Origin of the sequence: Thiospirochaeta perfilievii (assembly GCF_008329945.1) — a bacterium.
GTDB lineage: Bacteria > Spirochaetota > Spirochaetia > DSM-2461 > DSM-2461 > Thiospirochaeta > Thiospirochaeta perfilievii.
This window is the reverse complement of sequence record NZ_CP035807.1, coordinates 2,065,120-2,084,641: the sequence shown is the minus strand read 5'-3', so window position 1 is coordinate 2,084,641 and position 19,522 is coordinate 2,065,120. Positions and strand designations below refer to the sequence as shown.

The 19,522-nt window shown below is 34.2% G+C and carries 13 protein-coding genes; 5 read left to right on the top strand and 8 right to left on the bottom strand.

The features are described 5' to 3' along the window. Position 1: 1 nt before the first annotated feature. The 4 genes from EW093_RS09480 to EW093_RS09465 form a co-directional block, all read right to left on the bottom strand. On the bottom strand, positions 2 to 841 hold the full coding sequence (locus EW093_RS09480) for a CheR family methyltransferase (RefSeq protein ID WP_149568169.1): 840 nt from the start codon (positions 839 to 841) through the stop codon (positions 2 to 4). Next, positions 841 to 4,584: a response regulator gene (locus EW093_RS09475; protein ID WP_149568168.1), complete on the bottom strand. Its 3,744-nt coding sequence runs from the start codon at positions 4,582 to 4,584 to the stop codon at positions 841 to 843. The genes EW093_RS09480 and EW093_RS09475 overlap by 1 nt, the downstream gene beginning before the upstream one ends. A gap of 176 nt (positions 4,585 to 4,760) precedes the next feature. Further along, the gene (locus tag EW093_RS09470) at positions 4,761 to 6,698 is read right to left on the bottom strand and encodes an ABC transporter ATP-binding protein (protein WP_149568167.1); all 1,938 of its coding nucleotides are present in this window, start codon (positions 6,696 to 6,698) and stop codon (positions 4,761 to 4,763) included. Next, positions 6,698 to 8,440 (bottom strand): ABC transporter ATP-binding protein, encoded by a 1,743-nt coding sequence (locus EW093_RS09465; protein WP_149568166.1) that lies wholly within the window; start codon positions 8,438 to 8,440, stop codon positions 6,698 to 6,700. Before EW093_RS09465 ends, EW093_RS09470 begins: the two co-directional genes overlap by 1 nt. Before the next feature lie 94 nt (positions 8,441 to 8,534). Here EW093_RS09465 and EW093_RS09460 point away from each other — a divergent pair, with 94 nt between their 5' ends. From EW093_RS09460 to EW093_RS09440, 5 genes are read left to right on the top strand one after another with little or no spacing between them, the layout of a single operon-like run. Next, positions 8,535 to 10,151, top strand: a complete 1,617-nt coding sequence (locus EW093_RS09460; RefSeq protein ID WP_149568165.1) for an HD domain-containing phosphohydrolase — start codon at positions 8,535 to 8,537, stop codon at positions 10,149 to 10,151. A 40-nt stretch (positions 10,152 to 10,191) separates the two neighbouring features. After that, a complete protein-coding gene (locus EW093_RS09455; protein ID WP_149568164.1) occupies positions 10,192 to 11,070 on the top strand; it encodes a YitT family protein in 879 nt (292 codons plus the stop codon). Between the two features lie 3 nt (positions 11,071 to 11,073). Next, positions 11,074 to 13,377 carry a DNA polymerase II gene (locus tag EW093_RS09450; RefSeq protein ID WP_149568163.1) on the top strand — a complete coding sequence of 768 codons (2,304 nt, stop codon included), beginning with the start codon at positions 11,074 to 11,076 and terminating at the stop codon, positions 13,375 to 13,377. Between the two features lie 15 nt (positions 13,378 to 13,392). Beyond that, a complete protein-coding gene (locus tag EW093_RS09445) occupies positions 13,393 to 14,157 on the top strand; it encodes a GNAT family N-acetyltransferase (RefSeq protein WP_149568162.1) in 765 nt (254 codons plus the stop codon). A gap of 23 nt (positions 14,158 to 14,180) precedes the next feature. Further along, positions 14,181 to 14,648 carry a chemotaxis protein CheX gene (locus EW093_RS09440; RefSeq protein ID WP_149568161.1) on the top strand — a complete coding sequence of 156 codons (468 nt, stop codon included), beginning with the start codon at positions 14,181 to 14,183 and terminating at the stop codon, positions 14,646 to 14,648. Here the strand turns inward: EW093_RS09440 and EW093_RS09435 are convergent. The 4 genes from EW093_RS09435 to EW093_RS09420 are packed head-to-tail and all read right to left on the bottom strand — an operon-like array spanning position 14,638 to position 19,497. Beyond that, positions 14,638 to 16,458, bottom strand: a complete 1,821-nt coding sequence (locus EW093_RS09435; RefSeq protein WP_149568160.1) for a YgiQ family radical SAM protein — start codon at positions 16,456 to 16,458, stop codon at positions 14,638 to 14,640. The genes EW093_RS09440 and EW093_RS09435 overlap by 11 nt on opposite strands. Positions 16,459 to 16,499: 41 nt before the next feature. After that, the gene (locus tag EW093_RS09430; RefSeq protein WP_149568159.1) at positions 16,500 to 17,330 is read right to left on the bottom strand and encodes a carbohydrate ABC transporter permease; all 831 of its coding nucleotides are present in this window, start codon (positions 17,328 to 17,330) and stop codon (positions 16,500 to 16,502) included. Next, on the bottom strand, positions 17,327 to 18,211 hold the full coding sequence (locus EW093_RS09425) for a carbohydrate ABC transporter permease (RefSeq protein ID WP_149568158.1): 885 nt from the start codon (positions 18,209 to 18,211) through the stop codon (positions 17,327 to 17,329). Before EW093_RS09425 ends, EW093_RS09430 begins: the two co-directional genes overlap by 4 nt. Before the next feature lie 20 nt (positions 18,212 to 18,231). Further along, positions 18,232 to 19,497, bottom strand: a complete 1,266-nt coding sequence (locus EW093_RS09420) for an extracellular solute-binding protein (RefSeq protein ID WP_149568157.1) — start codon at positions 19,495 to 19,497, stop codon at positions 18,232 to 18,234. Positions 19,498 to 19,522 lie beyond the last annotated feature (25 nt).

Sequence of the window (19,522 nt, the reverse complement as noted above, 5' to 3'; positions counted from 1 at the left end):
TTTAACAAACTCTTTTTCTAAAAATCTTCTCTGATGAAGAGACAACCTCAAATAGTTTCTCTACTTCTGAGAACCTTATAGACTCTTTTGAGCCAAGACATAAAAATCCACCAGGGACAAGACTCTCATAGAAAAGTTTTAAAACACTGTTTTGTAGCTCTTTGTCAAAATAAATAAGAACGTTTCTACAAACAATAACATGCATCTCGCCAAATATTCCATCAGTAACAAGATTATGAAATGAAAAAAGTACATTTTTTTTAAGAGAGGGTATTATTGCTGCAGAGTCATAATCGGCTATATAATAATCGGCGAATGAGTTTTGTCCTCCACCTTGTTGGTAGTTATTTGTATATTTTTTTATAGTATCAATAGGATAGATGGCTCTCTTTGCAACATCTAGAATTTCTCTATTAAAGTCCGTAGCATAAATTTGTGACTTTTCATAAAGATTATCCTCACTTAACAATATAGCCATAGAGTATACTTCTTGACCAGAACTACACCCTGCATGCCAAATTTTAACAAAGGGATAAGTCTTAATATATGGAAATATTTTATCCTTTAACTCAAGGAAAAAGGAGGGATCTCTAAACATCTCAGTAACATTAATTGACAGATCGGATAGTAACTTATTTAAGAATTGGGGATTATAGATAATATCAGGGATCATATCCGAGTATCGATTATAACCACTAACAGTTAACCTATGGCTCAATCTTCTTTTTATATGAGACCTTGAGTAATTTCTATAATCATAATCGCTTTTTTTCAATAACGCATCTAAAACTAACTCAACTTCAATATCTTCATTTTCAACTAACTCTCGATCACTTTCCACTAATATAGCCACACCCTTAACATAGAGAGGAGTTTACCGTTATCAACAGGTTTTGCTAAATAATCGTTAGCACCAGCATCTATACACTTATTTCTATCCCCCTTCATAGCATTAGCTGTTAAAGCAATTATCGGAAGAGTCTCTCTATTTCTAATTTTTCTTATTCTATTAATAGCTTCATAGCCATCCATCTTTGGCATCATTATATCCATTAGAACTAAATCAATAGTAGGGTTTTCATTTATTTTATCGATACTTTCAAGTCCATCTCGAGCAACTATTACATTAATATCCTTATCTTCTAAGATGTTTGATAATGCAAAGATATTTCTCATATCATCATCCACTATTAGGATATTTTTACCAGTTAAAACCTCTTCTCTTCTACTATTTTTATTCATAATCTCTTTTTGTTCTTCAGGCAGGTCGGAGTTAACCCTATGTAAAAAGAGGGAAGACTCTTCTAATAATCTCTCGGGGGATTTAACACCTTTAATAATAATACTCTCTGCATACCTCTTTAATCGTAACTCCTCTTCAGGGGAGAGGTCTCTTCCTGTATAAATGATAATAGGTGTTTGTGAAATCTCTCTATCCCTATTTATCCTATCAAGGAGTTCATACCCTGACATATCTTGTAATCCAAGATCTAGAACAACACAGTCAAATTTTTGATTTTTTAAAATTGTATAAGCCTCTTCTCCACTTCCAACCCCTGTTATCTCAACATCACTACCACTAATTAACTCTTTTATACTATCCCTCTGAATATCATCGTCTTCAATAATAAGTAGTTTATGAAGCTTCGCTGAAATGGTATCTTCAATCTTTTTAAAAGCATCACCAATACCATCTATGGTTACAGGTTTCAACATAAAACCTATAGCCCCCATTTGCAAGGCAGGAATTTTCTCTTCATTACCAGACATTATATGTACAGGGATGTGGCGTAATTCTGGATCATTTTTTAATCTCTCCATAACAGAGAGTCCATCGATCCCAGGGAGACCTAAATCTAAAATTATTCCACAGGGTCTATAATAATCAGCAAAGTGTAGTCCAGTCTCCCCATCCTCAGCGATAAGAACTTTAAAACCTCTATCATGGGCCTGTTCTTTTAATATAGCTGCAAAGTTAACATCATCTTCTATTATTAAAAGAGTTTTTGTATCTAGGTTAACCCCTTCCCTATCATCTTTTATATGTATTTCAACTAAGGTGTTTTTTTTCTCATCAACAATAACTGGAGAGCTACAGCCCTCTTTAATAGGCAGAGTGATACTAAAAGTACTACCCTTACCCTCCTGGCTTTTTAATGTTATATCTCCACCTAAAAGTTTAGCTAACTCTTTGGATATAGATAGACCTAATCCTGTTCCTCCATACTTACGACTAGTACTTCCATCAGCTTGTTTAAATGCTTCAAAAACTGCATCTTGTTTATCCTCAGGTATACCAATTCCGTTATCAGTTACAGAAAAGACTATGTTATCCCCATCTTTATTCATATTCAAAGAAACTGTTCCATTGGATTCAGTAAACTTAAAAGCATTTGTTAATAGATTCTTTAGAACTTGTTGCAATCTATGAGGGTCCGTTATAATTGTCTGTGGGAGGTTTTTATCAATATTAATATTAAAGGAGATCTGTTTCTGCTCTGCAGTAGGATTATAGACCCTATCCATATCCTCTTTTAAAGACTCTAATGTCATTAATTCAGGATTTATATCAACTTTCCCAGATTCAACTTTACTAAGATCTAAGATCTCATTTATCAGCCTTAATAGATCCTCCCCTGAGGAGTTTATAGCCTTTGCAGACTTTATCTGTTTCTCATCTAAATTACCCTGTTTATTATTTGAAATAAGTTGGGATAAAATAAGAATACTATTAAGAGGTGTTCTTAACTCATGGGACATATTTGCTAAAAATTCAGATTTATATTGGCTGGCTCTCTCTAGATCCTGAGCTTTACTCTCTAAGTCTCTCCCAATTATTTCTAGTTCTTTATTTTTATCCTTCATTATTTTTCGCTGTTTCTCTAGAGCATCAGTTCGCTCTTCTAACTCTTCATTTGTAACCCTTAGCTCCTCTTGTTGGGCTTGAAGATCCTTTTCAGACTCTTTTAGCGCTTCAGTCTGTTGTTCTAACTCTTCATTACTTACCCTTAGCTCTTCCTGTTTTATCTGAGCATCTAACAGTAGATCCTGAATTACTGTACTTGATTTTGCACTATTTATTAATATTCCAATACTATCCCTAATATTAGATATAAACTTTCTCTGTAGTGTTGTAACTGGAACTGTTACTCCAATTAAAGAGACACCAAGTAACTCATCCTCATAGACAATAGGAGTAGCAATATAACAGGTCGGAATCATAGAAGATACACCGTAGTTAAACTCTGGTGAATCTGTAGGGACATGGGTATATACTATCTCATTTTTTTCAAAGGCTGCCTGACCAACTAACCCCTCTCCAATTGTTATTTTATTAAAATTCCCTTTCCTATCACTAAAGGCGTATGAAGAGCTAAGGATAAGCTGTTTATCATTGCTCTCATCAACTAGATAGAGAGCTCCAAGTTGGGCATCTAAGTGTTTAACCATAAATGATATAAATTTTGTCCCCATACTACGCACATCGTGTTCGCCACGTAGGGCATCATCTAATCCCTCTTTCCCTAACCTTAACCAGGACTGTTCTTTTAGTTTTCGGCCCATATCCTTTAATGCACGGGCTAATACCCCAATTTCATCGCTTCTATGAACATCTAAATTAGAGTTATAATTACCATGGGAGATATCCTTTGCAAACTCCGCCCCCTTAATTATTGGGTCAGTAAGTTTTGCGGAAAAATATATGGATAGTATTGCAATTATGATAAGAATAAAAAACGATACAAGGATAGTTCTTAGTAAAACACTATTTAAACTTGATAAAACTTCATACTTATCAACCTTTGTTATTAAATACCACTCTAGCCATGGGACATCTATTTTATTGTAAATAGCAAGAACTTTTTTACCCTCACTATCAACATACTCTCCAAAATCTCCAGTAATTCCTGATGAAAATGCGTCTATCCAGTAGTTTAATGGAGCATGAGTCCATGTATATCCTATCTCATACTTTCCATTCCCCATAGTTTTCATATTACTTCTAAAGGTATATCTATCAGGCTCTGAAGGATCATAAGAGATAATATAAGACTCCCCTGTATCTCCTAAACCCTCCCTTGATTTTAAAATAGTATTAATAAAGTCCTCAGTTATTTGTAGAACAACAACTCCTAGAATAGTACCATCATCATCCCTAAAACTCTTTCCTAAAAAAGCGGATTGCATGGCCATAGAAGGATTAAATTTATCAAAATCCTCCATAACAATCTCTGTAGAACCAATAGCATCACTCCAAACTCTACTAAGCCCTGATGATTTATAAGAACCCTTCTCATTTTTAAAACTGTATAAAATACTCTCTTTCTCTGTTCCCATAATATATACATTGTAAAAATTATTTGTTAATAGAAATTTAGAAAAGTACTCATCATAAGTTGAGAAATCTTCGCCTTCATCTATCAGATTATTAGAGAAAAAGTCAGTTACTATATTATTTGAGAGCAGAGAATCAAACTCTGAAAGGCGATGTTCAATATCATCCTTTAAGGCATCAATCCTGATCCCCTGTATTGTAGATAGGTGCTCTTTTGAATTTTCTAGAAGAATATCGGATGTTTGCAAAAAAAGAGCGCTGAAATAATAAATAGTGGTATTAAACCAATAATCATGAAAAGTGATAAAAACTGAGTTCGAATCCTAATTTTAGCCATAATATGATTGTATCGTGTATTTATATAGAAGACAATAATAAAAGAGAGGGTTAAACCTTAGTAAAAAACAGAATAATTAGAAGCTATTTAAAGCGCTTCTACCTGTAATTTATATAGGTCGTAATACATCCCCTTTTTTCTAAGAAGCTCGTCATGCTTACCAACCTCTTTAATTTCACCCTTATGTAAAACAACAATCTTATCAGCATGTTTAATTGTAGAGAGCCTATGGGCAACTATAATTGTAGTCCGATCCTTTATTAACTTCTCTATTGCATCCTGAATTAGAGCTTCAGTTTCTGTGTCGATGCTAGAAGTAGCTTCGTCTAGAATTAAAATATCTGGATTGAAAGCAAGGGCTCTAGCAAAGGAGATTAATTGTTTTTCACCAGAAGAAAATGTAGCTCCCCTCTCCCTAACCTCATGGTCATACTTTTTAGGAAGTTTTTTTACAAACTTGTGGGCATTTACATACTCGGAAGCCTCTAATACCCGATCGAAACCTATCTCATTATTATTTAAATTTATGTTTCCTTTAATATCTCCAGAAAATAAAAATACATCCTGTAAAACTACTGCAATTCTTCTTCTAAGTTCATGTTTATCCATATCGCGAATATCTACACCATCTAACTTTATTGATCCTGAATCTATATCATAGAGCCTACTAATTAGAGAAGTTATTGTGGTTTTACCTGACCCTGTTGCACCAACTAAAGCGACAGTATCACCTGGATTAATATCTAGATTTATACCCTTTATTACTGGTTCCCCAGGAATATATGAGAAAAAGACATTTTCAAGGACTATTTCCCCCCTAGTATCATAGGGACTTATAGTTTTTTTATTATTTAAAATCTCAATATCCTCATCCATCAATATAAAAACTCTTTCACATGAAGCCATGGAGGATTGGAAAATATTAAACTTTTCGGCAAGACTAGATATAGGCCTAAAAAGGTGATTAATATATTGGAAAAAAGCAACTAGGACACCAATTTCTAGACTGCCTTCCAAAGAAGAGAATCCACCATATAAAAGAATAAAACCTAGGGATATTCCAGACATTAGGTGTATTCCAGGCCTAAAGAGGGCATAAACCCGGGTTTCATCAATTGAAGAGTTAAAATAATCAACATTTTGTTCATCAAACTCTTTAATTGTTAGATCTTCCCTATTAAAAATCTGAATAACCTTCATACCATTGATACTCTCGGCAAGGTAGGCGTTTATTTTAGCTAGTTTAACCTTTACCTCTCTCTGGATTATCCTTGCATAATGCCTAAAAACGAAGGATATAAAAATAACTAGAGGAAGGGAGATCATAGCCACCAATCCTAAACGCCAATTTAATGTTAACATAACAATAACTGTTCCTACAATTAGGAAAATATCTTTAATTACTGAGATTAAAACATCTGTAAATAGTTTGGATATGTTATCCATATCACTGGTAACCCTTGTTACCAGGCGCCCAACAGGATTTTTATCAAAAAAGCTAAGTGAGAGTTTTAATATATGACTATATAGATCACTCCTTAATACATATATTATTTTTTGGCTAGCAAAGTTAAGCAAGTAGACATTTGCAAAGTTAAAGATAAAGTTAACAATAAAAAGAGTAAACATTATAACTGCTATCTTTTTTAATTGGCTCTTATCATTAGCCCTTAAATCAAGATACTCTTTAAAATCTAGAATTTTCCTATACTCATTAGAAACTAAATAAATTCCATCACCATCTTTTTCTAACCTATAAACCTCTCTATCTCCAAGTTCTTCGTCTAGACCTAGTTTTACAAATCTTCCATCAACTTTAACAATTGGGGAGTCAAATGCCCCAATACTCTGATCTATTGCTACTTTTGTTAAATAGGGAACAAGTAGGTCTATTCCAGTAATAGCACCTATAAGAAAAAGGCATGTTACAAATACTAGTGCTTGTTTTTTAATATAGGGGTAGAGTCTTTTTATTATGTTTATATCTGCAGATCTTTCTATCTTTTCTTCTTTTTTTATTCCCATTACTCTTCCAATATCTTCTCTTCTAGTTGCTGTTTCTCATATAAACCGTTGTAGTAACCATTTAATGTAATAAGCTTTTGGTGGCTTCCCTCTTCAATAATATAACCATCCTTAAGAACCACAATGTGATCGACATCCTTTACAGTTGAAATCCTATGGGATATTAAAACAGCAGTCTTATCCATTAACTCTTCCCTTACATGATGCAAGATCCTCTCCTCAGTCTTTGTATCAACTGCTGATAAAGAGTCATCTAATATAATAATCCCAGGAGACTTGTAAAAAGCTCGGGCAATTGCTATTCGCTGTTTTTGCCCCCCAGAGAGGTTTACCCCCCTCTCCCCTAACTCTGTCTCAAATTTTTTATCCAGGGATTCAATCTCATCATATACCATAGAGACCTTTGACATCTCTTTAACTCGTTCCTCATTAATATCATGGGTATTAAAGCCTATATTTTGTTTAATTGATTTTGAAAAAAGAAAACTACTTTGGGGCACATAACCTATTCGACTTCTTAATTTATCTACAGAGAGATAATTAATATCCACCCCTCCAATAAAAATTGTTCCATTTGGTACTGTATAAGTTTTTAATAAGAGTTCAACTAAAGTTGATTTACCGGCTCCCGTATGCCCTACAATTGCTAGGGATGAACCTGAATCTATCTTAAAAGAGATGTTCTTAAGAACATAGTTATTTGTACCTGGATACTTAAATGATAGATTTTTAACCTCTAATGAGGAGTTAAGCAGATCCAGACCATCAACTTCCATATCCACACTGCTTTTAGAGTCTAAAATCTCATTAATTCTGTTAAGAGAAACTTTACCTCTCTGAATTAGTGTAAACATAAAGCCCAATGCCATCATAGGCCAGGTCATCATACCTATTAGAGCAATAAAGCTAACCAACTCACCAAGAGTGATAACCTGATCTATTACTAAATTCCCACCATAAAAAATTGTTACTATAAGTGATACCGAAGCTATAGTTGCAACAAAGGGATGTAAAACACCTTGAACCTTAACCAAATCCAAGGATCTGTTTAAATTCTCTTTATTAGCCTCATTAAAAAAGTGAAGGTTAATCTTCTCTTGAACAAAGGACTTAATTATTCTAATACCAGAAAAGGACTCCTGGGCTCTATCACTTATATTGGAAAAAGCCTCCTGAACCCTCTTAAATTTTTTACCGATTGTTTTTGTAATAATAGTCATAACTATTGCTACAATTGGTAGGGGAATTAAAGCAATTATAGTAAGGGTTGGACTTACCCTTGTTACCATTATTGTTATAGCCATTATTGCCATAAAAAATGAGTCTACAACTAAAATAGTTCCTTGCCCAAAGGCCTGACGAACAGTTGAAATATCATTGGTACATCTAGCCATAATATCCCCTGTTTTATGGGAATTATAATATATTTGATCCAGATCTGTTAACTTATGAAAAACCATCTCCCTAAGTTTATACTCCAGCTTCTTTGCTACCCCAATAATTGTCATTCTCCATCCAAAACGCCCTAAGGCAACACCCAGAGTTACAAGAATAACAGAAGCCATATATATTATTATTGATTTTTTTGTTAAATTTCCAGATCCAATGGCATCTACAAAACTACCTGTAATTAATGGTGTTATAAGCTGTAATAGGTCTACACCTACTAATAAAATAACCCCAATTAAATACCTAAGCCTGTTTTGCCTAAGAAACTCTTTTACATGTTTAAATATCCCCATGGCCTAAATAATAATAATAAATACTATTAAAGACAATGATTAACAGGGCTTATAATCATTGACCAAGGTCTTGTATAGAACTAATATTTAAAATATGAATAGGGATTTAGAAGCTCAATCTCAGACACTGCATATAAAAACTCTTGAGAAAGATATAAGAAAACTTACAAATATAAGTATTGCACTATCAAAGGAAAAAGATAGAAACAAACTATTAGAGATGATATTGATCGAGGCAAAGACCCTATCAAATGCTGATGGGGGAACCCTTTATATGAAGGAAAATAACAACGAGATTAGTTTTGAGATTGTTATGACAGACTCCTTAAACATTCATATGGGAGGTTCTTCTAAGGAGAAGGTTACTTTTCCAAACCTAAAACTACATGATGATAACGGAAACCCCAATATAACACAAATTGCCCCCTATGTAGCCTTAACAGGAGAGATAATAAATATACCAGATGCATATAAAGCAGAAGGATTTGATTTTAGTGGAACTAGGGCCTTTGATAAAATGACAAACTATAGGTCAAAATCTTTTTTAACACTCCCTTTAAGAAACCACGAAGATGAAATTATTGGAGTACTACAGTTAATAAATGCAAGGGATGACATTAGTAACGAAATTATTCCTTTTAACCCCCATTCAGAGAGTATCGTCTCTGCATTGGCGAGCCAGGCAGCAATAACACTTACAAATAAAAATCTAGTACAAGATTTAAGAACACTATTTGAATCCTTCATAAAGGTTATAGCGGGAGCAATTGATAAAAAGTCTCCCTATACAGGGGGACACTGCCAAAGAGTCCCTGTGTTAACAATGGCAATTGCTGATGCTGTTAATAAAACAGACAATGGAATTTATAAGGATATAAACCTTAACAACGAAGAACTCTATGAACTGCACATTGCTTCATGGCTACACGATGCCGGAAAGGTAACTATACCTGAATACGTTGTAGATAAAGCAACTAAACTAGAAACAATACATGACCGGATTACTCAAGTAGAGTATAGGTTTGAAGTATTGAAAAGGGATGCTGAGATAACATTTTTAAAATCTAAACAGAGTAATAGCGATAAAAAAGCTTTTGAGGAAAAAATAAGAAAGATAGATGATGATATAACTTTCTTAAAAAAGACAAATATTGGAAGTGAATTTATGTCACAGGATCTAATAGACAGAGTCGTTAAAATTAGCCAAATGAAGTGGATACACAATGGCCAGGAGCAACCTCTATTAACAGATGATGAAGTAAAAAACTTAACAATAACCCACGGAACTCTAACTAAAGAAGAGAGGGATGTAATAAATAGTCATGTATCTGTAACAATTGAGATGTTAAAAGAGCTACCCTACCCTAAAAACCTTAAAAATGTACCTGAAATTGCTGGAGGCCACCATGAAAAAATGGATGGAACAGGTTATCCTAACGGGTTAAAAAGGGATGAGATGTCCCTTGGAGCAAGAATGATGGCTATTGCAGATATTTTTGAAGCTTTAACTGCCTATGACAGGCCATATAAAAAAGGAAAATCTCTTAGTGAAGCAATGAGGATTTTGGCATCAATGAGGGATAAAAACCACATAGATCCCGACCTCTTTGATATTTTTGTAAACCAAGAGTTATATATGGATTATGCAAGAAAATTTTTAGAACCAAATCAAATTGATAAGGTAATTAAAGATGACTATATTAGATTGTAATTAGTTTACAAATAGTTGAATTACCCCTATCCTACAATTTATGATTTTAAAAGATATACCAAGTTTAAGACTCTACCTTTTAAGAATGATAAACATTATCATTGGTGGCTTAATTTATGCTCTAGGATTTAATGTTTTTTTTATTCCAAACGATTTTCTTGGGGGAGGTGTTGGTGGAATAGCCTTCATTCTAACTCATTTTTTTGATATAACCCCTGCTATTTTAATTGTAATAATCAATATTCCAATATTCATTATGGGATACAGAAACCTAGATAAACACTTTATAATTTCTAGTTTAGTAGGAATGACATCATTCTCATTTTTTATTCACCTTACCTCTGGGTTAGTAGGTTGCCTCTATATTCCCCATGAAATTCTAGCCGCTGTCTATGGGGGGCTTTTCACAGGGGTTGGTTTAGGTATTGTATTTAAAAATAGAGCAAGCTTTGGTGGTACAGATATTATAAGTGCAGTAATTAAGAGGAAAATATCAATAAACCTAGGAACAACACTATTTTTAATTAATGTAGTCATAGTGGGCTTTGCTTCTATTATTTTCGAGCCTTACAAGGGAATGTACTCCCTAATTGGGATGTTTATCAGTTCCGGTGTTGCGGAAAAAGTAATTGCTGGATTTGAAAATAGACTATCTGTTATGATTGTTTCAACAGAACACGAAGAGATAGTAGAGTATCTACATAGTCAGAATCGTGGAGCAACACTACTACATGGAGAAGGCTCATACTATAGAGATCCAACCCCTGTTATATACACAGTAATCCCTGCTATTCGTCTAGCAAAACTTAAAGACTTCATTTACAGTGTTGATATGAACTCATTTGTAAGTGTTACTAGTACAACAGAGATAATGGGACATTGGAACCAAAGGCATAGAAGGGTTTACCAAAAGGACTAGGATATTTTAGGATATATTTTAACTAGACAAAGAAGGAACATAAATGGTTTAACCACACTAATTTATACTGGTGTAGGTGAAGAGGGTTCTTTTACTATTATTGTTGATAACAGCCCTAGTCTATTTTTTATTGATAGATTTACAAAACTGCCAAAGGACGTTCTATATAGCCAAAGAAAAGAGGTAAACCTTAAATCCTTCAATTTCCTAGATGTAGATGCCCTATACTTTAATAACTACAACGATCTATTTAATGGTAAAAAGATTCTTAAAGATAGAGGCTTTAACTGCTACGAAAGCGATGTTCTCCCTGAAGAGAGATACCTTATGGAGCGTTTTATATACGGTAGTGTGCAAATAGATGGACTCTCTACTAAAAAAGAAGATCTTTTTGAGTTTAAAAACCCAAGAATTAGCAAAGCCTTATATACCCCTAACTTTAAAATACTATCTTTTGATATCGAAACAGGAAGGGATGGAACAATCTACTCCATCGGCCTACATGGAACATCTATAAATGGAGAGATTAAAGAAGTTCTAATGCGGGATTCTACAAAAAAAAATGGGGAGCAAGATAGTTATATTACATATATAGAAGATGAAGAGAGTTTACTAAGAACCTTTATTTCTCGTTTTAAATCCTATGATCCAGATATAATAATCGGATGGCATGTAATTGGATTTGACCTGGACTTTATAGAGAGAAGAACAAATTATTTTAATATAAAATTCAGTATTGGTAGGGATAACACACCTCCAACCATAAGGAAGAATCAAAATAATAACTGGAACTGTTTTATAAATGGTAGAGTTGTTATTGATGGACCTCCAACCCTTAGAGGTGCTTTTTATACCTTTGATAACTATAAATTAGAAACAGTTGCCAAGGAAGTTTTAGGAGTAGGAAAGGATATAACCGGGTCTGGAAAGGTAGATGAAATAGAGCGAAGGTTTAGAGAGGATAAAAAAGCTCTTGCCCATTATAATCTATTGGATTGTACCCTGGTTTCAGATATATTCAAGAAATTAGACATAATAGATTTAACCCATACTAGAGCTTTGACTTCAGGGTTAACAATGGATAGAGTTGGACTTTCAGTTGCAGCCTTTGACTTTCTACTACTTCCCCTTATACACAGAAAAGGTTTTGTTGCACCTGATACAAAAGAGGATGAGGGAACACCTCCTGGTAGTGGAGGTTTAGTTTTTAATAGTACCCCAGGTTTTTATGACTCAATTATTGTATTAGATTTTAAAAGCCTCTATCCCTCCCTAATTAGGACATTTTTTATAGACCCCCTATCCCGAATTTTATCTACAATAGACCCAGTAAATACTCCTGTAAATATTGAATTTTCTAGAACACAACACATTCTTCCCCTCTATATAAAAGATTTAATGGAAAAAAGGGCATCTGCAAAAAAAGATGGAAATCCCCATCTTGCCCAATCAATTAAAATATTAATGAACAGCTTCTATGGAGTAATGGGAACACCTCTTTCAAGGTTCTACAATCCAGACCTATCCCTAGGAATAACAGGAAGTGGACAGTGGTTGCTAAATCTTACAAGGGAGTATCTTGAAAAAAAGGGATATCTAGTTATATACGGGGATACAGACTCTATTTTTCTCCAGTTAAAAGAGGTGGAAAAAGCCAGGTATAATAGCGTTGCAGAGAGTATTACCAACGATATAAATAGTTATATTTCTAAATACCTAGAGAGAGAGTTTAGAGTAGACTCTAAGTTAGAAATCGAGTATGAGAAGTATTTTAGTAAGTTTTTCCTACCAGGCTTAAGGGGAAGTAAGGCTGGAGCAAAAAAGAGATATGCTGGACTATTAAACACAGCAAATGGAGAAAAACTATCTTTTACAGGCCTAGAGTTTGTTAGATCCGACTGGACAGAACTTGCAAAGGAGTTCCAATACACACTTTTTAGTCTAATTTTTCAGGAGTTAGAAGTTGATTCTTTTATAAAGGAAACCATTAACAACCTAAAAAGTGGAAAACTAGATAACAAGCTAGTATATAAAAAAAAGTTAACAAAACCAGTATCTGAATATACAAAGATTATTCCACCCCAGGTAAAAGCAGCTCTAAAGTTAGGTGATGAGGGAAAACATATAAGAGATATTGAGTATGTCATAAGTGTTGATGGACCAACTCCTCTCTCCATGAAAACTACCAACCTAGATTATGATCACTATATTGATAAACAATTAAAGCCTATAGCCGATAGTATACTCCCATTTATAGAGAAAGATTTTGAAACAGTTGCTTTTAATAAGCAGCCAGAGCTTTTTTAGATTACAATTATATGTATGGAATTATTAGATAGAATTAAAAATATTGAGGATGAGTATACTAAACTAACTTCAAATATTGAAAAATATAGATACTATACAAAATATATTGATAATATTACCCCGGACATTCCCCAACAAAACTACATTTTTATAAAAAAAGGTGTACAAATAGATAGGGTAAAAAACATTGTTCTAAAAGAGAGGGATAAATTTTTAAATGAAAAGCGAAGACTACTTCGTTTTGTTTTTGATCCAGAGTCAGCGAACTCTGGAGAGATTCCAGAATTGTCAGACTTCAACTTTAATACCCACTCCCTATTTATTTTAGATTTAAGCCTATGTAAAAGTGAATTTGCAGATAGCCACTGCTTTCCTGTGACCCCACAGGATAAAAAGCGGCTTTATAAGCTTCATAAAAAACAGAATATTGGTATTAAGTTTAGTTACAGATATATAAAAAGATGGATTAAGATAAAGTTCTATACAAGGGAGATAGAGACTGTTGTATATAGTAAAAATGGAGCATTTCTTGGTAGCTGTGAACTTTTTTTTAAGGATAATGTTGTTAAGCTTGAAGATTTTGAAGTATTAAAAGAGTTTAGAACTAAAAGAGTAGGAGAGGCTATAATGAAATCTGCAGTATCCATTGCAAAGAGCAGAGGTTGCAAAGTCCTCTACTTAACCACGGATAAATATAGTTGGGTTGCAGACTACTACCAGAGAAGGGGATTTTATAAATATTCAGAATACAACAGCTGTACTATGTATGGCAGAATATAATTTTATATATTATACTTAGTCCAATGACAGCAAATATGATAAAGCCATTTGTTTTATATACTATTAACATGTTTAGAGATATGTTTAACTTCACACCATCCTATGGAAAGGCCTATATAGTTAAGGATTTAGAGCTCCATAAATGGGAAATATCCGCTGTAGTTGGTATAATGGGCGGACTTGAAGGTATTTTTGTAATACGTCTAAAGAGAACCCTAGCATTTAAACTACTTAATGAATCGAAGATGGTTGGTAGTAATTCATCGGAAATAACAAACATGATTACAGGTATGGTTGGTGAGTTCGCCAATATAATATGTGGAAATGCCCTAAACCTAATCAAAGATCTAGGAAAAATTGATGTTACTGTACCATTTACTATACAGGGAACAAACCATACAATAGTTTGGCCAGCCAAGGGGGATATTATAGCTATACCATTTAATACACCCCATGGAGAGTTTGAACTTCAAATAAACATTAACGCCTAAACTTTTTCTTACTACCTTTACTCGCTAAAGGTATCAGACATTTTTCCCCTCTACCTATTAAGTCTTCCCTCTTACAAAGGATTAAAGCCTCTCGAACTAACTCTCTATTTTGAGGTTTTTTATACTGTAACAGAGCCCTTTGCATCGCTTTTTCATGGGGACTCATTTCACTTTTTACAGGTTTCATTGTAACAGGATCATATCCTGAATAGTACATAGCAGTAGAAAGGGTTCCAGGGGTTGGTATAAAGTCCTGTACTTGGTCCGATCTTAAACCTGTATCTCTTAAATACTCTGCAAGCTCTATGGCATCTTTTAGGGTTGACCCAGGATGGGAAGAGATAAAATATGGAACTAGATACTGGTCTTTCCCCAACTCCTCATTAATCTCCTTATATCTTTTTGAAAAGTTTGAAAAAACCCTATTTCCCGGTTTACCCATAAGTCTTAATACGTTATCAGAGATATGTTCAGGAGCTACTTTTAATTGTCCACTAATATGGTGTTCAACTAACTCCTTAAAAAATGTCTCATCCTTATCTAACATTAAATAGTCAAAACGAATACCAGATCTAATAAAGACTTTTTTTACGCCATCAAGGGATCTTAATTCCCGTAACAACTTTAAATAGTCTGAATGATCAACTTCTAATAACTTACAGGGTTCAGGTGCAAGACACTGCTTTGTTGGACAGGCTCCTCTACTCTCCTGTTTAAAACATGCTCTTTTAGTAAAGTTAGCTGTAGGTCCTCCAACATCATGGATATACCCTTTAAAATCAGGTTGTTTTGTAATCTCTATAGCTTCTTTAATTATAGATTCGTGGCTTCTTGACCTAACAATACGACCTTGGTGAAAGGTTAGCGCACAAAAACTACAACCACCATAACAACCTCGATTACTTATTAAGCTAAACTTAACCTCTTCAATTGCTTTTATACCTCCCCGACTCTTGTAGGATGGGTGGTAATCCCTTTTATAAGGTAACTCATGAACCCAGTCTAACTCCTCTTCTAACAGGGGTTTACTAGGGATATTTTGTACAACCCACTCTCCTGGATATCCCTCAACTAAAGGACTTCCATTAAATGGGTCAGTATTTGTATGCTGTATTTTAAACGACTCTGCAAACTTTTTTTTACTATCAATTATCTCTTTAAAGGTTGGAAGATATATAGCATTAAATTCCGGTTTACTATGGGTTCTATAGAGTGTTCCTGGGATATCTTTCATCTGTTTAATTGACATCCCCTCTTTAAACCTTTTTCCAATCTCTAGAATTTGCCGCTCCCCCATACCATATATAACAAGATCAGCCTTTGAGTCTAATATTATGGATCGCCTAACCTTATTACTCCAGTAGTCGTAATGGGCCATTCTTCTAAGGGAGGCTTCAATTCCACCTAAAATAATTGGAACCTTTTTATATACCTGCTTTATGGCTGCGGAGTAGACAATAGACGCACGATCAGGTCTTAACCCTGGAACATTTCCAGGGGCATAAACATCGGTTTTTCTTGGTTTTTTAGATGCGGTATAGTTACTTACCATAGAGTCCATATTTCCACCATTTATTAAAAATGCAAAACGGGGTTTCCCAAACTCCTTAAAACTATCTAAACTCTTCCAGTCAGGAAGTGCTAAAATTGCAACTTTAAACCCCATATTTTCTAGAATTCGACTAATAATTGCAGTTCCAAAAGAGGGATGGTCCACATAGGTAGCCCCAGTAACAACTACAAAATCTGGCCTATCCCAGCCAAGTTTTTCCATCTCGAATCTATTAATTGGTAAAAAATCACTATTCATAAAAGTAAGATATGGGATGGAGGCCTATTAATCAATAGTAACTACCCCTTTATAGCTCCAGAAGTCATACTCTCTTGCACTTGTTTGCTTAATATAAAGTAGAGTATTAAACTTGGTAAAACAGCTATTAGCAGGGCAGCCCCAATAGGCCCCCACTTTGTAGAGTATCTCCCCCTTAATGACATTAGTCCAACGGGAACTGTTTTATATGCTTTTTTAGTAATAAATGTAACAGCAAAAAGTAACTCATTCCAAACATTTCTATATGTAAAAATTGCAATTGTTGCTATTGCTGGTTTAACCATAGGCATAATAATATAGGAGTAGATCTGGAAGATAGAACAGCCCTCAAGGCAGCCTGACTCCTCCATTTCATAGGGAATAGATTCATAGAAACCAGTAAAAATGTAGATCGATATAGGTAGACCAAAGGATACATAGGGAAGTATTAATGCTTGGTAGGAATCTGTTATATTAAAGTGGGATAGATTCATAAAAAGTGGTAGTAGACTAGATTGGGCAGGAATCATTATTCCTAGTAAAAAAATTGTTAAAACTAGCTTACTATATCTCCACCTCATCCTCTCTATAGCATATCCTACAGTTCCCCCTAGGAAGATTACCAGTAATATACTTATAACAGTAACAACTGTACTATTAAAAAAATAAGTAGGCATATCACTATTACTAAAAATAGATTTATAATTACTCCACAACCAGTTTGTAGGGAGTCCTGCAACGTTTCCACCAAAGATCTCTGAATTACTCTTTAGAGAGAAGAAAAATAGATATATTAGAGGATAAATTTGAATTAGGGCAACAACTATTAAAAAACTATAAAGTGGAGTATTTTTTATATTAAACTTTTTCATGGATCCTTCCTATCAAATATTTTTTGTAGAAGGGCTGTTATAAGCAGACAGAGAAGAACAATACACATGGCCATTGCACTGCCCATCCCATACTTATACCTTCTAAAAATTGTCTCTATCATAACTAAGCTAGGCATCTGACTAGAGTTTACAGGCCCTCCTTTTGTCATTGTAAATATAACATCAAACTCCTTTATAGAACCTATAATTAACATAACAATACATACCTTAATAACAGGAAGCATTAGGGGAAGAACTATTCTAAAAACTGTTGTTACTGGCCCAGCTCCATCAATTTTAGCCGCCTCCCTAAGTTCGGTAGGAACAGATTTAGCTCCGGCATATAACAGTAACATGTGGTAACCAACCCACTGCCATAAAATAGGAAAACTAGCTGCAGTCATTGCTGTTTTTGGGTTTCCAAGTAGTGTGACTTCCGCCCATGACTGGAGGCCTAATTTTAACAAAACCATGTGCAGAAGACCGTAATTGGGGTCATAAATCCTTTGAAATAACATTGCAATAACTACAGCTGATAACATAACTGGAATAAAATATACTGTCCTAAAAAATCCCTCTCCCTTAATCTCACTAGATAGTATTAATGCTAATACTAAAGCCATAGGAAATTGAAATAGTAGAGTCAAAAATGTAAGGTAAAAACCATTTATTATGGATTTATTAAAACTAAAAACTTTTCCTGAGAATAACTCATAGTAGTTCTTTAAACCAATGAAGGTTCTATCTCCAAACCCGTTCCAATCCAATAAACTGTAGTAGATAGATGTAAACATAGGAATAATAACTACCAATAAAAAAAGAGTTAAACCGGGTAATACGAATAATAAAATTGCTCTTTTATCCCTTAGTACCTTGTCCATAGAACCTCCATAAAAAAAAGTTATTGATTTATAGTCTGCATTTTTGAACTAAACTCTTCTGGAGTTATCATTCCTGCAAACATCTCTTGTACTAGGTCTAGGTGTAGTTCAGCATCTTCACCTACTAAAAAAGTATCCCAAGCAAGGGTAAACCCCGTAGCGTCCTTTGTTAGATCGATTATCTGTCTGGTCACTCTATTTACTGAAGTAAGATCAATATCAGCTTTGTAAACAGGGAGATTAATACCCTCTTTTGCACCCTCAGTGGAAAGCTCTTCAACTAAAAACTGGAGAAACTCTGTAGCTTCTTTTGGATACTTAGTATTTGCACTAATCATAAAACTATCTACAGAACCACCTAAGAAGTCATACTTGAACTCTTCGTGTCCTTTTATATATGGAAAGTGTTTAACAACAATTTTACCCTTTACAGGAGAGTCATCTAATTCACAATCTCCAGAGACCCAATCTCCTTGGAAAAACATAGGTATTTCTCCCTGTAGAAACATATTTTGCGCACCCTCATAATCCATTCCCATATATCCGTTATTAAAAACATCCGCATTAACCAACGCTTCTAATTTCTCTGCTGCTTCCACAAATTCAGGGGAGTCATATGGGGCTAAACCACTTAAAGCAAGGTTAGTTAATTTCGCCCCTGCAGTACGTTCTGCAATAATATTGTGGTAAAACATTCCAACCCACTTCTCTGCAGCTCCAACACCAATAGCACCAACACCATTATCTTTAAAAACCTTAGCAACATCTAAAAGTTCTTCAAATGTTTCAGGAATTTCTAAGCCTAAATTATCAAACATCTCTTGGTTACAGTATAAAACTCCAACCCACATACCATATGGAAGACCATATAGATTATCGTTATATGTACAGTAGGACAGAGAACCTTCTAAAGCCTTAGATTTAAACTCTTTAGATATATAGGAATCAAGGTTTAAAACCTTCCCAGAATCAACAAAAGGAGCAGAAAAACCACCACCCCATGTAAAAAATAGGTCCGGAGCTTCGTTAGCAGCAATAGCTGTTTTTATCTTTGTTTTATATGAGTCATCATCTAAGGAGTCCCTTACGATCTGTACCCCTGGATTGTTCTTATTCCACTTATCAATTGTTGGTTTAATAACCCTAGCTTCATCATCTGTAACCATAATATCCCATAAGTTTAGGGTTATTACTCCATCATCAAAATTTTTAGCCTCTGCACTGTTTTTAGAAAACAAAACAACTGTAGATAAAATCAAACAACTAACTAATAATAATTTTTTCATTAAATTTCTCCTTTTTACGTAAAAC